This window comes from Lysobacter sp., assembly GCA_013141175.1.
Taxonomy (GTDB): domain Bacteria; phylum Pseudomonadota; class Gammaproteobacteria; order Xanthomonadales; family Xanthomonadaceae; genus Lysobacter_I.
This window is the reverse complement of sequence record JABFRN010000001.1, coordinates 3,752,006-3,769,045: the sequence shown is the minus strand read 5'-3', so window position 1 is coordinate 3,769,045 and position 17,040 is coordinate 3,752,006. Positions and strand designations below refer to the sequence as shown.

Genomic DNA, 17,040 nt, shown 5'->3' with positions numbered 1-17,040 from the left:
GGACCAACCGGATTGCGCGCCTTGCAGGCGTTCATGCCGTTGCACTCGCACGTGCCCGCAGCGGCTCGCGATAGCGCCGGCTGCACGGCAGGACGATGGCGTCCTTGAGGTGGATGCGTGCGTCGCCGTCGTCAAGGGGTTCGATCGAGGCGATCTGCGCCAGATTGACGACGTAACTGCGGTGGATCCGCGCGAAGCGCGTCGGATCGAGCCGCGACTCGATACCCGCGACCGTGCTGCGCAACGGATAGTCGTGCCCCCGGACCCGGAGGTTGACGTAGTTGCCGGCGGCCTGCAGCCATTCGATGTCGTTCGCGGCGATCAGGAATTCGCGGCCGAGCTTGCGGACAAGAAACCGTTCCGGACGGTCCACCGGCTCGACCGGATCGCCCTCATCCGGGCGATCGAGCAGGCTGGCCTCGCCCTGCACCCGGCGTTCAAGGAAGCGGTAAAGCTCGATCACCGCGACGATCACCGCATAGCTGCGCACATCCTTCAGGTATTCGTAGAGCCATTCTGTCGACCAGACGCCGAAATCGTAGTCGACCCCTTCCATGGCATAGGCCAGCTCGCGTAGAGCGACCATGCCGGCCACGTGGATCAGCGATGCGACCAAGCTGGCCGTGACATGCCACGGCAGATACTGACGCCAAGTGTCCCAATGGATCGGAAACCGGCGGCTGAAGCGGACGATCATCGGCACCAGCACCAGCAACCAGACCAGCGCACTGCTGCCTTCCCAGACGAAAGGTTCCCAGTCCTGCGTGTCAGAACCCTCGCGGCGCAGGTCGATGACAGTGGTGATGCTGTTGCCGATGCCGTTGATCGAGAGGATCAGGCACCAGAACCCGATCTCGAGCAATCGCCGCCAAGGCCGCTGGCGCGACAAACCTGCGGCGGCGCTTCGATCGGCGCGCGCATCGACATCGGTATCGGAACTGGAATCGGGGGAGATCGGCATCCGCGCATTCTAGGCATCCCGGCATGCATGCCGCTTCGTGTTCGTCCCTCCACCCCGCGATTCATCCCCCGATGCCTGCAATCCGGCACTTCGCATCGTTCCCGGGCATGCAGTCGCCGAGAGTGGATGCTTTCCGATCGGAGACCACCGATGCAGCGCCGATACGACCTGGACTGGGTGCGGATAGCCGCCTTCTTCCTGCTGGTGCTCTACCACACCGGCATGTACTACGTGTCCTGGGATTGGCATGTGAAGAGCCCGTACGCAAGCGAGACCATCGAACCGCTGATGCTTCTGACCTCGCCCTGGCGGCTGTCGCTGCTGTTTCTGGTCTCGGGCGCGGCCACTGCATTCCTGTTCGGAAAACGGCCGGCCGGTTTCGTTCGACAGCGCAGCCGGCGCCTGCTCCTGCCGCTGATCTTCGGGATGCTGGTGGTGGTGGCACCGCAGTCTTATTACGAGGTGGTCGAGAAGCTGCCCGGCGGCTATCACGACGGCCATGCCGCCTTCTGGGTGCGGTACCTGCAGAACGACCCGGACTTCTGCCGCGATGGCGAGTGCCTGGATGTGCCGACCTGGAACCATCTGTGGTTCGTCGCCTACCTCTGGGTCTACACGATGATCGGCTGGGCGCTGCTGAGGTTCGCGCCCGATGCGATGGCGCGCGTCGGTGGTTGGCTGGAACGCCGCTTGTCCGGCGTCGGCGCGCTGCTGTGGCCGGCCCTGCTGCTTGCGATCGCACGGCTCGCGCTGGTCGCGCGCTTCGAATCGACCCATGCGCTGGTCGACGACTGGTACAACCATGCCCAATACCTGCCGCTGTTCCTGCTCGGCATGCTGGTCGCCAGTCGCGACGGATTCTGGGACGCCTTGCAGCGGATGCGCTGGCGGTCGCTGGTCGCCGCCATGGCCGGCTATGCGTTGATCGTCTGGTACTTCTACGCCAGCGGCTACAGCGACGAGCGCACACCCCCGCCGGAAGCGCTTCGGATGATGCAGCGCGTGGTCTGGGCACTGCTGCAGTGGACTGCGATCGCGGCGATCTTCGGTTTCGTGCGGGGCATCGCCTTCAACGACTCGGCGGCCCTGCGCTATCTGCGCGAAGCGGTGTTCCCGGTCTACATCCTGCACCAGACGATCATCGTGGTACTTGCCCACAACGCGCAGCCGCTGGGCCTGCGCCCTGGCATCGAAGGTCCGCTGCTGGTCATGGCCACGTTCGCACTGTGCTTCCTCGGGTTCGAGATCGTGCGTCGCGTGCGCTGGATACGGCCGCTGTTCGGGCTGAAGGCGAGTCCACCTGCCCGGAGCAGACCTTGCAGCGCTGCATTCCGCTGCGACGACGATGGAATGAATGAAGGCCCGACGCGTCCATCATCGCCCGGGCGCGCCGGGCGATGATGTTCCGAAGCCATCGGACGGTTACTTCACCTCGAACTCGCCGACGAACACCGTCTCGCTCTGCCCGCTCAGGCGCAGGGTGACACTCTGATCCTGCTGTCGGCGGGTGCCCCAGCCGGTGCTGAACTGCATGCTCAGCGTGGTCGCACCGGTCACGATCTGCTGGCGGTCGCCGAAGAAATTGGCTTCGACCTTGTACTTGCCGGGCTTGGCATCGCGCAGCACGAATTCCTCGGGACCGTAGCCGCCGGTGAAATCGTCGCTGAGCAGGCCACCCTGGTAAGTGTTGCGATTGCCGTAGTAACAACGTTCGCCGTTGGGATCGGTCACCCACAGGTCCATGTCGCTGTTGTCGCTGTCCCAGCCCAGCACGACGCGCAGGTCGAGCGGCATGTTGCTCAGCAGGCGACGGTCGATGAAGGCGGTGTCGAGCGGCTGCGAACTGGTGGCGATGACCGCGTTCAGTTCGTTCAGCGCGACAAGTTCGACTTCAGAGAAGCGCCCATCCCACGGCCGCGCGGCGACTTCATACAGGCGCTCGATGCCTTCCTGACGCTGTCCTGCCGCCGCCAGCGCAAGCCCGAGGTCGCGATGGCTCTGCGGTTCTTCGTCGGCGAGGCGCAGCACGTCGCGGAAGACTTCGACCGCCCGGGCGTGGTCCTTGGCCTGCATCAGGCGATAGCCGAGCACGCGCAGCACGTGGCGGTTTTCGAGATCGAGTTCGGCCAGATTCGACAGCACCCGCAGGGCTTCGGCACGGCGGCCCTTGCGCAGCAGGAGATCGGCGACATCGAGATAGAACGCGGTGCTCGACGCATGGCTGTCGCGCTCGTCGAGATAGACGTTGTAAAGATCTTCGGCCTTGGCGTCGCGCAGACGACGGGCGTAAGGCGAATCCGGCGCCCAGGCCTGCAACTGGATGGAGACGCCCTGGCCTTCGGATCCAGCCTTGTCTTTCGCTAGCGGCGCCACCGCCCGATTCGCGACCGCCCCGGCCGGTGCTTCGGCGTCCGCGGCAACGATGGCATCCATTTCGGCCGGTGCCTGCGACGGCATCGGCGCCGGCGGCGGTGGAGGCGGCGGAGCGCCGGCGAAGGCTTCACCTTCGCTACGCCGGGCACGTTGGTCGTCGCTGTCCGCACTGCGCTCAAGGCGGGCGCCGGTGACAGCGACCTCATCCTTCCTGGCTTCGGGTTTCGATGGACTGCCTTTCGGAAATTTGCGCGCGAACCAGCTCTGGCGTTCGGCAAAGCGCGACGCGACTTCTTCCAGCCGCTGGCTGCGCGATTGCGCTTTCTCGGCAACCTGCGAGCGGCGCAGCGCATCGACTTCGGCGCGCAATGCGGCGGGCGCCGGAATGTCGTAGCGCACGTAATCGGCGGCGGCTTCCAGCACCAACAGCGATGTGCCTGGCGTCACCAGACCGAAGCGCTGGCCCAGACGCGTGATCGCAGCGCGATGGCGCTCCGGCTCGGCCATGTGCGCGGCGACCCGCCAACTGGCCCAGAGCGTCGCCACCTGATTGCTCTCGGGCGCATCCGCGGCCACCGGAACTTCAACGGTCCGCAGTCTGCCGCCTTCGCGCAGCCGCACGCGGACGGTCGCGGTCCGTTCGGTGAGTCGCCCTGCGATACGCAGCAGCCCACCATCGGCAGCCCAGGCCTGCGGCTGCAGGTCCTCGATGCCGTCGCCTTCCAGTCCGACGATACGGCTGCCTTCGCTCAGCAGCGCGTTGGCGGCGGTGTCGAGACCTTCGCGGCCCTGCCACTGCACCAGCCGTCCACCGCGCGCTTCGGCCAGCGCCGACAACCGCGTGGCATCGGCGTTCGCGCCGACGGAACTCAATGCATACAACACCTGTCCTTCGCGCAGCACCGGAAAGGCATCGTCGCCGTAGTTGCGCAGGCCATCGCTGACCAGCAGGTATTCGCCGATGCCAGCCTCGGGCGTCCAATCGGCGAGGTCGCTGGCGCCGTCGTAGACGGCGGTTTCGAGCGCTTTTCGCAATCCGCTCCAGTCGCCGTCACGGATCTGGAAGCGACCGCCGTCTTCACCCACGTCGCGGAGCAGACGCAGCGTCACGCTGCCATCGCCCATCGCCTTGAAATAGCGATCGAGCAGAGCGAATTCGCTCTGCCGGTCGCGCTTGCGCGCCGATCCCGACGCATCCCACAGCAAACCCACCGAAGACGGCAGCGTCCTCGGGCGGCCGTGCGTGACCGCCAACGGCAGATCGACCAGCGCGAAGCGGTCGCCATCGAAAGCTTGCACATAGGTCTGCGCGGATGCGACCGCAGGCAGGCGGAAACCCAGCGGCGGCAGACGGTACGTCCCGGGCGACGCGGGCAGCCGCTCGCGCAGGAGCTCGTAGCGGGCGGCATAGCCACCCTTGACGCGCTCGAAGCGCAGCGCATCGAACGTGCCGCGCTGCACGGGCGACACGCTCAGGCCGCGGACGCGGATCGCGAGCGACAGATGGTCGGCATCGGCGAGCAATTGCACCGGTACATCGAGCCGCCATGCATCGCCCTCGCGACGCAGCGCCTCATCGATCGCCAGGCGCACCTGGCGCGTGCCGCGCGCGGGAATCGGATACACCCGCAGCCGGAAATGATTGCCGGCCGTCTGCTCGAGCAGTCCCGGATCGACGTTGCGGCGCTCGATGCTCTCGAACACCTGCTGCGCCTTCTGCTTCGGTACCGGCACCGCATCGCGCAGTTCGCCGCCGATGTCCAGCGCGAACGCACTGACCTGCTGGCCCGGCTGCAGCGGGAATTCCAGCGTGCCTTCCAGTAGCCGGTCGTTGGGGTTGTAGAGCGTCAGCAGCAGCGTGGTGCGTGCCAGTCCGCCGTCGGTTTCGACCTGCACCGTGGCCGAGCGCAGAGCGACCGGGATTTCCGCGCCGGGCGCGGAAATCAACGGCGGCGCGGTGATGGCCGTTGTCGCGTTGCGGTCGGCGGCGCGCTGCGCCTGCGCTGGCGGGGTGATCGTCTGGCTGAGCAGCAGTCCAGCGACGAACGTGAAAAATGCGGTGCTCGCGAAGCTTCGTTGCATGGCATGTCCCCTGAGGATGATGACGACTGAACGGCCCGCGTGCACGAATGGGGTCGAGGTGAGCGTTCGAATGCGATCCGAGCCGATGCGATGCAGGCGGATGAAAAAAGAAAGGCCCGCGGAAACGGGCCTTTCGACAATCCTTCCAGCCGCCCGCGGATCGCGGATCGCGGATCAGAACGGAATATCGTCGTCCGAGAAATCGTCCATCGGCGGAGGACTGCTCGCCGCCGGTTGCTGGCGTTGACCGCCGCCACCGCTGCGCTGGCCGCCGCCGTAGCCGCCACCACCACCGCTCTCGCGCGGCGCGCGCGCCGGGCGTTCGGCACCACCACTGCCACCGCCTTCGCTGCGACCACCCATCATCTGCATTTCGTCGGCGATGATATCGGTGGTGTATTTCTCGACGCCGTCCTGGCCGGTGTATTTGTCGTAGCGGATCGAGCCTTCGACGTAGACCTGGCTACCCTTGCGCAGGTATTCGCCAGCGATCTCGCCGAGCTTGCCGAAGAAGGTCACCCGGTGCCACTCGGTGCGCTCCTGGGTGTTGCCCTCTTTGTCCTTGCGGACCGAAGTGGTCGCCAGGCTGATTTTGGTGACGGCCATGCCGCCCTGGGTGTATTTGGTGTCGGGATCGTTGCCGAGGTTGCCGACCAGGATCACCTTGTTGACGCCGCGTGCCATGAACAGTTTCCTGCTGAGTCGCCGGTATTGGCGATGAGCATTGGATTATAGCCGGCCACCACCCGGGTATCGGGGTTCTCCGCATGAGCGGGTAAGAAATGCCTGAACCCGCAAGGCTGGGCCTCTTATAATGTGCGCCTCACCTGTCTGGATCCCCCATGGAAGCGACCTCGGCGCCCGTTTCGCTCGATCTGCCCGCTATCCAGGCCCTCGCCGCCCCGGACATGGCTGCAGTCGACGCGCTGATCCGCCGGCGCCTGGGATCGGACGTGGCCCTCGTCAATCAGGTCGCCGAGCACATCATCGCCGCCGGCGGCAAGCGCCTGCGCCCGATGCTGCTGCTGCTCGCCGCCCGGGGCCTCGGCCACGGCGGGGCGGACGCCCACCAACTGGCGGCGGTGGTCGAATTCATCCATACCGCTACCCTGCTCCACGACGATGTGGTCGACGAATCCGACCTGCGCCGTGGCCGCAAGACCGCCAATGCCCTGTTCGGCAACGCCGCCAGCGTGCTGGTCGGCGATTTCCTCTACTCGCGAAGCTTCCAGTTGATGGTCGAACTGGAGCGGCTGCCGGTGATGAAGGTCCTTGCCGACACCACCAACGCCATCGCCGAGGGCGAAGTCCTGCAGTTGCTGCACATCCGCAACCCGGACACCGACGAACCGGCGTATCTCAAGGTGATCGAACGCAAGACCGCCGTGCTGTTCGCCGCCGCGACCCGGCTCGGCGCTTATCTCGCCGGCAGCGACGACACCGTGCAGCAGCGCCTCCACGATTACGGCATGGCGCTGGGATACGCTTTCCAGATCGCCGACGACGTCCTGGATTACAGCGCCGACGAAACCGCACTCGGCAAGCACCTGGGCGACGATCTGGCCGAAGGCAAGGCGACCCTGCCGCTGATCCATGCGATCCAGCATTCCGGTCCGGGCATGCGCGACCGCCTGCGCGCCATCGTCGAAAACGGCGATGTCGATGCGATGCCGGAAGTCTTGGCGGCGATCGAAGCCACCGGAGGATTGGAATACAGCCGTCGTCGTGCGGAAACGTACGCGGCGGCGGCCGAGGCGGCATTGGACGGACTGGACGAGAACGACGCCATTGCCGCCTTGCGCGGGCTGGCGCGCTACGCCGTCCGTCGCGATCACTGACGCGGTGGGCTTTTCCGCCGACGAACGCGCACTGCTGCTGACCGTGAAGGGCGTCGGGCCGACCGTGATCGGCCGCCTCGAACAGATCGGATTCGATTCGCTGCAAACGCTGGCGAAGACCGATGTGGATGGCATCGTGAAGCGGATCGCGGCGATGCTCGGCACCACCTGCTGGCGCAACAGCCCGCAGGCGCGCGCGGCGATCGCCGGAGCGATCGCCGCGGCGGAAACCGCGACTCAGCCGCCGAAACGCTCGTAGAAGAACTGGTTCATCATCGTATACGCGCGTTTGGCCGCAAGCGCGTTGTAGACGCAGTTCGGCGGGCTGTTGGCGCTTTCCAGCGCGAAGCAATGCACCGCGCCGCTGAAGTTCACGAACTGCCAGTCCGCGCCCGCATTCTTCATTTCGCCCTGGAAACCCTGGATCTGCTCGGCCGGCACATTGGTGTCGTCCGCGCCGTTGAGCACCAGCACGCTGGCCTTGAGTCCGCCGGATGGCGCGGGCATCGTCGTGTCGAGGCCGCCGTGGAAGCTCACGACCCCCGCCACATCGGCACCGCCGCGCGCGAGCTCGAGCACGGTCTTGCCGCCGAAGCAGAATCCGATCGCGCCGATGCGGGCGATGTCGATCGGTGCGTTCTTGGCCTGTCCGCGCAGTGCTTCGAGCGCTGCGGCGGCGCGCGCGCGCAGGCCCGGAAGGTTCTCGTAGAGTTTCGTCACCTGCGCACGCGCAGCCTTGTCGTCCTTCGGGCGTATGCCTTTGCCGTAGACATCCGCGACCAGCACGACGTAGCCGGCATTGGCGATCTGTTTGGCGTTCTCGACCGCCGCCGGGGTCACGCCTTTCCAATCGGGCACCATCATCAGACCCGGGCGTTTGGTCGTGGTGGCATCGTTGTAGACGAGAAAACCGCTGAAACGCTGCTTGCCCTGCTTCCACTCGACTGGTTTGGCCTGCATCGCAGCAAACGCCGGGGAGGCCATCAGGGAAAAAGACAACAGGGCGAACAAACCTGCCCATCGCATCGAACGCATGACCGTACTCCTTGGGTGTTCTGGGGGTAGCGGTCCAGACTACCCGGAAACCACGACGATTGCCGCCACGGGCGTCGGCCGGATGGCGCCGCCCGGTCCGAAGGCTCAATCGATCCCGAGCCCCGGGATGGCAGCGATCGTCTCCGGATCGAACCCCGCAAGGGTCGCGAAATGCCGCCCGCGCTCGGTGTAGTCGCGGTAGGCGCCGAAGCTGGGCGCACCGGGCGAAAGCAGGATCACGCCTTCGCCGCCGAGCAGGTCGCGCGCCCGGGCGGTGGCCTCGCCCAGATCGCCGGCTTCAGCGAGCGCGAAGCCCGCCGCCGCCGCGACCGGCGCCAACAACCCATGGATCTTCGGACCGTTCTGACCGACAGTCACGATGGCCGCAGGCGCTTGCGCATGCATGGCTTCGGCGAAATCGGCCCAATCGATTCCGCGATCATGCCCGCCCACGATCAAGGCGACCCGCTGCGCGCGGAAACAGTCCAGCGCGGCAAGACTGGCATGCGGCGTGGTGCTGATCGAATCGTTGACGTAGAGGATGCCGTTCCGCATGCCCAGCGCCTGCAGCCGGTGCGGCAGTGGCTGGAAACTGGCGGCATGCGGCGCCAGCGCGGCGGCGTCGAGCCCCAACGCTTCGATGGCCGCGAATACCGCGCACAGATTGCCGCGATTGTGGCGTCCGGGCAGCGGCAGGCCACTGGTGTCGAAGACCGCCTCTTCGCCGCGACAGACCACGTCGCCACGCAGATGCCAGCCGCCGGCGCCACCGAAAAAGCGCACTTCGCTGTCGGGCAAGTCCAGCGCAGCCAGCGCGCGATCGCCCGCGTTGAGGATCGCGATGCGCGGCTTCGCCTCGATGAACAGCGCCAGCTTGTCCTCGACGTAACGCGCTTCGCTGCCGTGCCAATCGAGATGCTCCGGGAACACATTGGTCGCCACCGCGATCTCCGGCGACACGCCGGACGCCGCGACATCGCGGGTCTGGTAGCTCGACAGTTCGATCGCCCAGAATTCCGCCGATGGCTCGACATCGAGCAGCTCCAGCAGCGGCATCCCGATATTGCCGCACAGCGCAGTGCGATGCCCGCCGGCACGCAACAGATGCGCGAGCAGCGCGGTGGTGGTGCTCTTGCCCTTGGTGCCGGTGACGCAGATCGTGCGTGCCCCGGGATTTTCGGCGAACCACAACGCGGTGCCGCCGATGAAGCGCGTGCCGCGCTGCGCGGCGCCGAGCGCTTCGGGCCTGTACGGACTGATGCCGGGAGATTTCACCACCACATCGAACCGGGACAGATGCTCGATGCCGGCATCGGTGTCGATCGTCAGCAACTCGTCTTCGAGTGCGTGCGCTTCTTCGATTTCATCGGCACCGCAGAACAATGTCAGCGGCAGCGCCGGCGAACGGCGCCGCAGCGCGCGATATGCGGCACGGCCCTCGCGGCCCCAGCCCCAGAGCGCGACCCGCAAACCGTCGAGTCGCGAAATGCTAAGCGGCGAATTGCGCACGCAGGCGTTCCCAGATGACGGACGGCACGCGATGCTCGTCGTCGATGACCAGCATCGGTGCGACCTGCTGTTCGACCGGCGAAAGCTGCGGGCGGATTTCACGGGCGAAACGCTCGACGATCTCGTCCTCGCGCCATTCCGGACGCTCGCTGAGCGTCGCCATGGCCGCGCGCGATTCCCTGCCCTCGCCCACGCACTCGAACGGCTTGTGGTCCTGGTATTCCAGCAACGCATCGTAACCGCCGATCTGCGAGACATCGTCGAGCAGATTGCGGCCGAAAATACCGACCAGGCGCGGTTTCGACATGAACGGCGCCAGCGCCAGGAACACGAAATGGCATTTCGGGCAGACGCCGCACCAGCGGTTGACAGGACGCTCGCCGAGGATATGGAAGTTGCGATTGCAACTGGAGAAATGCGCGTCGTAACGATCGGTCTTCGCGAACTGCCGCGCCACCGCCAGTTCGCTGAGCGGGCGCAACAGCGAGTAATACTTCAGGTCGGCTGCGACATGGCGCTGCACGTGGTCGCCGAACGCCTGCTCGAACGCCCAGCCTTTCGACCACTGGTGATTCACCTCGCCTGTTCCTTCGATCATGCTGCCGTAACTGGCCGAGCGCTCGTTCGAGAACACCACCTGGTCGGCATCCAGCAACACCGCCGCGAACACCAGGATCGCCGAATTCACGGCAGTCACCGGGATATGCCCGTTCCACGCGCCTTGGCGGTTGTACTCGAACAACTCCGGCGCAAGCTGACGACCGAGATTCAAGGTCGGCAGCCCGGTGCGCTCTGCGCAGGCCTTGATCAACTGCGAACCACCGATCCAGGTCACGGTCTGTTCCACGCCGATGCCGCGCAGGGCCTCGATGCTCACCAGCGAATCCTTGCCGCCGCCGATCGCGACCAACGCGTGTTCGCGCAAGCCGAGCGAATCCGCACTTGTGGGAAGGGCTTCAGCCCCGAACACCGATACCGGCGGGTCGGTGCCCGTCGGGCCTGAAGCCCCCCCCACAGGAAACCGGATCTTCCCGTGCAGATCCAGGCCATTGCGATACGCGAATTCGCCGAGGCCATTGAGATAGATCGTTTCCAGCAGCGTGGCGGTATCGGCATCGATGCTGTAGCTGTCGACGGCGATCGTCGGTGGTACTGCCGCTTTGTAATAGCTGATGCCGGCGATCAGGTGCAGCAGGCGCAGCGCTTGTTCCGCTGCGGCGGCGCGCAGGCCGTCGAGATGGAACGGCGCGCCGGGCACAGTGATGGTTTCGATCAGCTCCGGGCCATCATCGAAGGCGTAGACCAACTGCGCGACACCGGTCTGCGTATCCATGGCACAGCGGACGAAATGGAAGACGCGGATCGCGTCGCGCTGGAATTGCCATGCGCAAGCCGGAACATCAAACATCCAGGATTTCCTCTGCAGGCAGCGCCCGCAGGTTGTAGGTGTTGGCCATCGCCATGCCATAGGCACCCGCGTCGGCGATCAGCACGACATCGCCCTCCGCCGTGGCTTTGGGCAATGTGCGCGCGCGGCCGAAGACATCGCTGCTTTCGCAGATCGGCCCGACCACATCGAACGCAACGGCTTCGACATCGTCGAGACGCGAAAGATTATGGATGCCGTGGTAGGCGTCGTACATCGCCGGGCGGATCAAAGCATTCATGCCACCGTCCAGACCGATACGACGTACGCCGTCCTTTTCGATCACCTGCGTTGCATGCAGCAGCAGCACGCCGGCTTCGGCGACGAGATAGCGCCCCGGCTCGACCGCGAGACGAAAGCCCGGGAACGCAGACTTGATCTCATCCAACCCCGCGCGCCACGCGGCAACATCGAACGGCCGCGCATCCGGCGTGTACGGCACCGGCAGCCCGCCGCCGATGTCGAGCGTATCGACCGTACCGATCTGCTCGGCGAGGCCGGCGAGATCGGCGTAGACATCGCGCCAGTGGCCCGGATTGTCGATGCCGCTGCCGAGATGCGCGTGCAGCGCCACGATCGTCGCATCGAGCTTGCGCGCTTCGGCCACGAAGGCATCGACCTTGCCCAGCGGCAGGCCGAATTTGGCCTCGGCGCCGCCGGTGCGGACTTTCGCGTGATGACCGTCGCCACGCCCCAGATCCAACCGCAGCCACAGCGCGCGGCCACGGAAGGTCCCGGGCCAATGCTGCAGCGCTTCGACGCTGTCGACAGTGACGTTGACCCCGCGCGCGAACGCGGCATCGTATTCGGCGCGCGGCGCGAAACTCGGCGTGAACAGTACGCGGTGCGGGTCGATGCCCGGCAAGATCGCGAAGACATGTTCGACCTCGCCAAGCGACACGCATTCGAAACCTGATCCTTCCTGCTCGAGCGCGCGAAGGATCTCCGGGTGCGCATTGGCTTTCAGCGCATAGAAACGCCGATCGATCGCAGTCGTCTCCCGCAGCATCCGCGCGCGTTCGCGTACGGTCGGAAGGTGATGGACATAGCGCGGCGTTCCAGCCTGCGCGCGCACGATCAGATCGGCGGCGCGGTGCTGCCACCACGGCGCATCGCGCTGCGCTTTGCCATGCGCGATCTCGGTCCAGCTCGGGCCGAACACCGAGGCATCCTGCACCGGCATCGCGCCGCCGCGGATCAATTCGCCGTGCAGTTCGTTCAACAGGCCGTCGGCATCGGCTTCGTCGATGACGAAGGTCAGATTCAGATCGTTCGACGACTGCGAAATCAGATGCACGCGCTCGCGGCCGAAGGTCGCCCACACATCCGACAGCTTGTGCAGCAGCGAGCGCATGCCGCGGCCGACCAGGGTGATCGCGGCGCACGGCGCGATGACCTTCACCCGGCAGACTTCGGCAAGATCCGCGGACAGCTTGGCCAGCACATCGCTGCTGACCAGGTTTTCGCTGGGGTCGAGCGACACGGTGACATTGGTTTCGGACGAGCCGATCAGATCGATCGACAGCCCATGACGCTTGAAGCGCTCGAACACGTCGGCGAGGAAACCGACCTGCTGCCACATGCCCATGCTTTCCATCGACACCAGCACGATGCCGTTGCGGCGGCTGATCGCCTTCACGCCCGGCACCGTGGCTGCATTGCCGTCGATGCGCGTGCCCGGCAGTCCCGGGCGTTCGGTGTCGAGGATCGCCATCGCGACGCCGGTGTCGCGGCACGGCGCGATGGAGCGCGGATGCAGCACTTTCGCGCCGGTGGTCGCGATTTCCTGCGCTTCCGCATAATCGAGGCGGGTCAGCAGCCGCGCGTCGGGCACTTCGCGCGGGTTCGCGCTGAACATGCCGGGCACATCGGTCCAGATCTCGACCCGCTGCGCTTTGAGCAGGGCACCGAAATACGCAGCCGACGTGTCGGAGCCGCCACGGCCGAGAATCGCGGTGCCGCCATCGGCATGTCGAGCGATGAAACCCTGCGAAATCAGCATCCGCGTCGACTGCGACGCGAAGCGCTGCGCGAAGTCGTCGCCTGTGCCGGCATCGTCGCGATATCTGCAATTGACCGACAGCCGCTGCGCCCACGCACTGGCATTCGGCAACGACACCGCCGACAGCCAGTCGCGTGCGTCGCACCAGCCGAAATCGAGGCCCTGCGCGCGCAGATACGCCGCACCGAGCGTCGACGACAGCAACTCGCCCTGCGCCAGGACGTCCGCCTGCCAGTCCAGGCTGCGCGATGCTGCGCGCGCATCGCTGCCGAGCGCCCGCAGGACCGACAGCCGCTCGCCGAGCGCAAGGTCGGCATCAAGATCGAGTTCGCCGCAGAACGCACGATGACGTTCGACCAGCGCATCGATCCGCTCGTGGATCCCGCGACCATCGGCGATGGCTTGAAGTTCGTTGGTGACGCCCGACAGCGCCGACACCACCACCAGGACACGGGACGCAACCGCGTGCGCATCATTCTCATCGGCCCGCTGTTGCGCCAATCGGCCGATGGTGTCCCAGCGGTGGCGGCGCGACACCGAGGTGCCGCCGAATTTGAGCACGATCCAGGGGCCGGCGCGGCGGGGATCGGCGGAGTGCGTCTCGGGCATCGGCAGTGAGGGGTTCGGTAGACTGGGGGTACCGGCATGCGCCGGAACTTCGCATTCTATGCCACCGGAACCACCTGCATGATGCCGCTGCGCTATCTGCAATTGGATGTCTTCGCCACCCGCCCGGGCACAGGCAACCCATTGGGTGTGGTGATCGAGGGCGATCGCTTCGATCCTTCGCAGATGCAGGCCTTCGCAGCCTGGACCCACCTTTCCGAAACCATCTTCCTGCTGTCGCCGACCGTCGCCGCTGCGGATTACCGCGTACGCATCTTTACGCCGCGCCAGGAACTGCCGTTCGCCGGCCATCCCAGCGTCGGCGCCGCATGGGCTGCGATCGACACCGGCCTGGTGATGCGCGGGAAGACGCGACTGATGCAGGAATGCGCAGCGGGCCTGCTGCCGGTGGAGATCGGATACGGGATCGACGGATGGATTCCGAGCGTCCGCGCGCCACGCGCGCGACGGGTCGGCGGTGCCGAACTCGCACCGGCCCTGTTGGATGCAGCGACTCGAAACATGCGCGTCGGCGCGCTTGAGCGCGCCCTATGGGACAACGGGCCGCGATGGTGGCTGATCGAGCTGGCCGACGCCGACGCCGTGCGCGGACTGCAGCCCGACCTCGCCGCGATTGCCACCTTGACCGAAGCCACCGGCGCGACCGGACTGACGGTGCACGCGCCTGACGAACGCGACGGCCATCATCTCGTGGTCCGCGCGTTCTGCCCGGCCGACAACATTCCCGAGGACCCGGTCACCGGCAGCGCACAGGCCTCGATCGGCGCGCGGCTCGCTGCCGCCGGCCGACTCCCGGGCCGGGACGGCATCTACATCGGCAGCCAGGGTCGCGAACTCGGGCGCGATGGACGGGTGACGGTGCGCATCGATGCCGAAAACGAAATGTGGATCGGCGGCGAAGTGCAGCCGGTGATCCGTGGTGAAGTCGCCTGGTGATGCGACCGCGACGCAATTCCGCAGCACACCCGCTGCTACTCTGCGCACCCGACCCCGCAGGACCGCCCCGCCGATGAATGCCCGACGCTATGCCCAAGTCGATGTTTTCGCCGACCGCCCCGGCGCCGGCAATCCGCTGGCGGTCGTGCTGGACGCGGAGGGGCTGACCGACGCGCAGATGCAGGCCATCGCCAAATGGACGCGGCTGCCGGAAACCACGTTCGTGCTTCCGGCGATCGACGAAGACAGCAGTTACCGCATCCGCATGTTCAGCCCGCGTCGTGAGGTTCCCTTCGCCGGTCATCCCAGCGTCGGCACCGCGCATGCGGTGCTCGAAGCCGGGCTCGCGGCACCGCGCGACGGCCTGCTCGTGCAGGACGGCATCGCCGGCAAACTGCCGCTGCGCGTGACCGGCGAAGGCCCGAAACGCACCATCGCCGTACGCACGCCACGCGCCAGCGTGCGCGAGATCGCCAACGCGGACGACCCGCGCCTGCGTGATGTGCTGCGCGATCTTCCGCTGGGCGTATTGCCGCCCGCGCTGATGGACGGGGGCCGACGCTGGTGGCTGGCCGAACTGGAGAGCGAAACCGCGCTGCGCACGGCAACGCCCCCGTGGGAGGCGATCTCGACGCTCGCGCAATCGACCGAAAGCATGGGCCTGTGCGCCTACGCGCGCAGCGACGACCCGGTCTATTACCTCGCCGTCCGCGCCTGGGTCGGCGCACCCGCGCAGTTCGAGGACGCCGCTTCCGGCGCCGCCAACGCCACCCTCGCCGCATGGCTGGCGTCGCAGAACGCATTGCCCGGCGACAGCGGCTTCTATCGCATCAGCCAGGGTCGCGAAGTCGGCCATGATGCGATCATCGAACTCACCGTCGACGACGCTGGCGATGTGTGGTCCGGGGGGCGGGTGTGCACGGTGGTCCAGGGCGATCTGAAGTGGTAGGTTTTGCCCTCTCCGGGAACAATACGTGGGCGTTTTTCCAATCCGGATTTCACAGCGACAACGCATTCTCGAATGCCGCGAATGTCCGGACGTCTTTCCCTGTATCAAGCACCGAGAACCGCACCCGATCGAAGCGTTCCATCCAGGCGCCTCGCTTGAGATGCCGGGCAAACACTTGGGCGACCATCATGGGATCGTTGCGGAAGACGCCGCAGCCCCACGCACCCAGCACCAGGCGGCGATAACCATGCGCGGCGGCAAGCGCGAGCACGCCTTCCGCGCGGCCGATGAATGTCTCTTCGATCAGCGGCAGCTCGTCGGGGCGATTGATCGCGATGGCGCCGGCATTGGGCGCCGCGCTGGTGATGAATCCTGCGATGCGGGGTGCATCGAGAAGCGCACCTGCATCGTCGCGGAACACCGGGCAATCCGGCGAAAGTATCATCGCATCCGAATACAGCAAGGACGAAGACGCACGATGTCGCTGATAAAACGCTTCCGCACGTAGCAGTGAGGCATAAAGGGCAGAACTCCGCGCCAGCGATTCTTCCTGGGCCTGACTGCCGCCCAGAAAGCCGCCACCAGGGTGCTTCGCCGAAGCAAAATTCAGCACTGCAACCGGGGAGTCATCCTCCTTCAACAATGCAGCAAGACCGGCCAGCGTGGTCTCATTGACGACATCCATGACCGCATCCGGGCCGGCACCGCTCTGCGTCCGTTGTTCTTCACGGAATCGTGCAATGTCTTCAGCGGCATGCAGGCGCGTGGCATCGAGGCAATTCGCGATCGCCTCGCCAAGGTCGACCCGGATTCCAGACGCATTGGCATAACCACGATCCTCGACGATGCGAAGCGTCTGCTCGGCAAGGCTCGCGCGGAGGTGACGACTCATCCGGCCTGCTCCAAATTTATCCGAACCTGCCCAACGGCGCCCCCGCCAGCAGATGCAGATGGATCTGGAACACCGTCTGTCCGCCGTGGTCGTTGCAGTTCATCACGATGCGGTAGCCGTCTTCGGCGAATCCCTGCGCTTTGGCGTAATTCGCAGCGGCGATGGCGAGGCGGCCGACGATCCCGGCCTGTTCGGGCTGCACATCGTTGAGCGTGGGAATGGTCACCTTGGGCACGAACAGCACGTGCACCGGCGCCTGCGGCGCGATGTCGCGGAAAGCGATGAGATGCTCGTCTTCATAGACGATATCCGCCGGGATCCGGCGGTCGATGATCTTGTGGAAGATGGTGTCCGACATGGCGAGCCTCCTGAATCCTGAAGAATTGTATGCACGGTATCCGCTTTTGCAG

13 protein-coding genes are annotated in these 17,040 nt (G+C 66.0%); 5 read left to right on the top strand and 8 right to left on the bottom strand.

Annotation, left to right across the window (positions count from 1 at the left end; translation table 11 throughout):
* Window positions 1–31: 31 nt before the first annotated feature.
* A complete protein-coding gene (locus HOP03_16600) occupies window positions 32–961 on the bottom strand; it encodes a LytTR family transcriptional regulator (GenBank protein NOT89777.1) in 930 nt (309 codons plus the stop codon).
* Between the two features lie 126 nt (window positions 962–1,087).
* On the opposite strand from HOP03_16600, the gene HOP03_16595 reads away from it, so the two are divergent.
* The gene (locus tag HOP03_16595) at window positions 1,088–2,362 is read left to right on the top strand and encodes an acyltransferase (protein NOT89776.1); all 1,275 of its coding nucleotides are present in this window, start codon (window positions 1,088–1,090) and stop codon (window positions 2,360–2,362) included.
* Between the two features lie 21 nt (window positions 2,363–2,383).
* Here HOP03_16595 and HOP03_16590 read toward each other — a convergent pair whose 3' ends face one another.
* Window positions 2,384–5,416 (bottom strand): DUF2135 domain-containing protein, encoded by a 3,033-nt coding sequence (locus HOP03_16590; protein NOT89775.1) that lies wholly within the window; start codon window positions 5,414–5,416, stop codon window positions 2,384–2,386.
* A gap of 174 nt (window positions 5,417–5,590) precedes the next feature.
* Window positions 5,591–6,100 (bottom strand): single-stranded DNA-binding protein, encoded by a 510-nt coding sequence (gene ssb, locus HOP03_16585; protein ID NOT89774.1) that lies wholly within the window; start codon window positions 6,098–6,100, stop codon window positions 5,591–5,593.
* 158 nt (window positions 6,101–6,258) lie between these two features.
* Between ssb and HOP03_16580 the strand changes: the two genes are divergently transcribed.
* Both HOP03_16580 and HOP03_16575 read left to right on the top strand, forming a co-directional pair.
* Window positions 6,259–7,254 carry an octaprenyl-diphosphate synthase gene (locus HOP03_16580; GenBank protein NOT89773.1) on the top strand — a complete coding sequence of 332 codons (996 nt, stop codon included), beginning with the start codon at window positions 6,259–6,261 and terminating at the stop codon, window positions 7,252–7,254.
* Complete coding sequence (locus HOP03_16575) at window positions 7,247–7,513, top strand: helix-hairpin-helix domain-containing protein (protein NOT89772.1); 267 nt, start codon at window positions 7,247–7,249, stop codon at window positions 7,511–7,513. Before HOP03_16580 ends, HOP03_16575 begins: the two co-directional genes overlap by 8 nt.
* Here HOP03_16575 and HOP03_16570 read toward each other — a convergent pair.
* From HOP03_16570 to HOP03_16560, 3 genes are all read right to left on the bottom strand, one after another.
* Complete coding sequence (locus HOP03_16570) at window positions 7,492–8,289, bottom strand: dienelactone hydrolase family protein (protein NOT89771.1); 798 nt, start codon at window positions 8,287–8,289, stop codon at window positions 7,492–7,494. The two genes, HOP03_16575 and HOP03_16570, sit on opposite strands and share 22 nt — an antisense overlap.
* Window positions 8,290–8,394: 105 nt before the next feature.
* The gene (locus HOP03_16565; protein NOT89770.1) at window positions 8,395–10,032 is read right to left on the bottom strand and encodes a UDP-N-acetylmuramoyl-L-alanine--D-glutamate ligase; all 1,638 of its coding nucleotides are present in this window, start codon (window positions 10,030–10,032) and stop codon (window positions 8,395–8,397) included.
* 1,166 nt (window positions 10,033–11,198) lie between these two features.
* Complete coding sequence (locus tag HOP03_16560; protein NOT89769.1) at window positions 11,199–13,835, bottom strand: bifunctional aspartate kinase/diaminopimelate decarboxylase; 2,637 nt, start codon at window positions 13,833–13,835, stop codon at window positions 11,199–11,201.
* Between the two features lie 78 nt (window positions 13,836–13,913).
* On the opposite strand from HOP03_16560, the gene HOP03_16555 reads away from it, so the two are divergent.
* Both HOP03_16555 and HOP03_16550 read left to right on the top strand, forming a co-directional pair.
* A complete protein-coding gene (locus HOP03_16555; GenBank protein NOT89768.1) occupies window positions 13,914–14,789 on the top strand; it encodes a PhzF family phenazine biosynthesis protein in 876 nt (291 codons plus the stop codon).
* A 73-nt stretch (window positions 14,790–14,862) separates the two neighbouring features.
* The gene (locus tag HOP03_16550) at window positions 14,863–15,738 is read left to right on the top strand and encodes a PhzF family phenazine biosynthesis protein (protein NOT89767.1); all 876 of its coding nucleotides are present in this window, start codon (window positions 14,863–14,865) and stop codon (window positions 15,736–15,738) included.
* 49 nt (window positions 15,739–15,787) lie between these two features.
* On the opposite strand, the gene HOP03_16545 is transcribed toward HOP03_16550, so the two are convergent.
* Both HOP03_16545 and HOP03_16540 read right to left on the bottom strand, forming a co-directional pair.
* Window positions 15,788–16,630: a TIGR02452 family protein gene (locus HOP03_16545; GenBank protein ID NOT89766.1), complete on the bottom strand. Its 843-nt coding sequence runs from the start codon at window positions 16,628–16,630 to the stop codon at window positions 15,788–15,790.
* A gap of 16 nt (window positions 16,631–16,646) precedes the next feature.
* A complete protein-coding gene (locus HOP03_16540; protein NOT89765.1) occupies window positions 16,647–16,988 on the bottom strand; it encodes a histidine triad nucleotide-binding protein in 342 nt (113 codons plus the stop codon).
* Between the last annotated feature and the right edge of the window lie 52 nt (window positions 16,989–17,040).

Bases quoted from the DNA above. Each gene is read 5' to 3' on its own strand.
- ssb (NOT89774.1), bottom strand. From the start codon at position 6,100: ATGGCACGCGGCGTCAACAAGGTGATCCTGGTCGGCAACCTCGGCAAC.
- HOP03_16570 (NOT89771.1), bottom strand. From the start codon at position 8,289: ATGCGTTCGATGCGATGGGCAGGTTTGTTCGCCCTGTTGTCTTTTTCC.
- HOP03_16550 (NOT89767.1), top strand. From the start codon at position 14,863: ATGAATGCCCGACGCTATGCCCAAGTCGATGTTTTCGCCGACCGCCCC.
- HOP03_16600 (NOT89777.1), bottom strand. From the start codon at position 961: ATGCCGATCTCCCCCGATTCCAGTTCCGATACCGATGTCGATGCGCGC.
- HOP03_16540 (NOT89765.1), bottom strand. From the start codon at position 16,988: ATGTCGGACACCATCTTCCACAAGATCATCGACCGCCGGATCCCGGCG.
- HOP03_16580 (NOT89773.1), top strand. From the start codon at position 6,259: ATGGAAGCGACCTCGGCGCCCGTTTCGCTCGATCTGCCCGCTATCCAG.
- HOP03_16545 (NOT89766.1), bottom strand. From the start codon at position 16,630: ATGAGTCGTCACCTCCGCGCGAGCCTTGCCGAGCAGACGCTTCGCATC.
- HOP03_16590 (NOT89775.1), bottom strand. From the start codon at position 5,416: ATGCAACGAAGCTTCGCGAGCACCGCATTTTTCACGTTCGTCGCTGGA.
- HOP03_16560 (NOT89769.1), bottom strand. From the start codon at position 13,835: ATGCCCGAGACGCACTCCGCCGATCCCCGCCGCGCCGGCCCCTGGATC.
- HOP03_16555 (NOT89768.1), top strand. From the start codon at position 13,914: ATGATGCCGCTGCGCTATCTGCAATTGGATGTCTTCGCCACCCGCCCG.
- HOP03_16595 (NOT89776.1), top strand. From the start codon at position 1,088: ATGCTTTCCGATCGGAGACCACCGATGCAGCGCCGATACGACCTGGAC.
- HOP03_16565 (NOT89770.1), bottom strand. From the start codon at position 10,032: ATGCGTTGCTGGAATACCAGGACCACAAGCCGTTCGAGTGCGTGGGCG.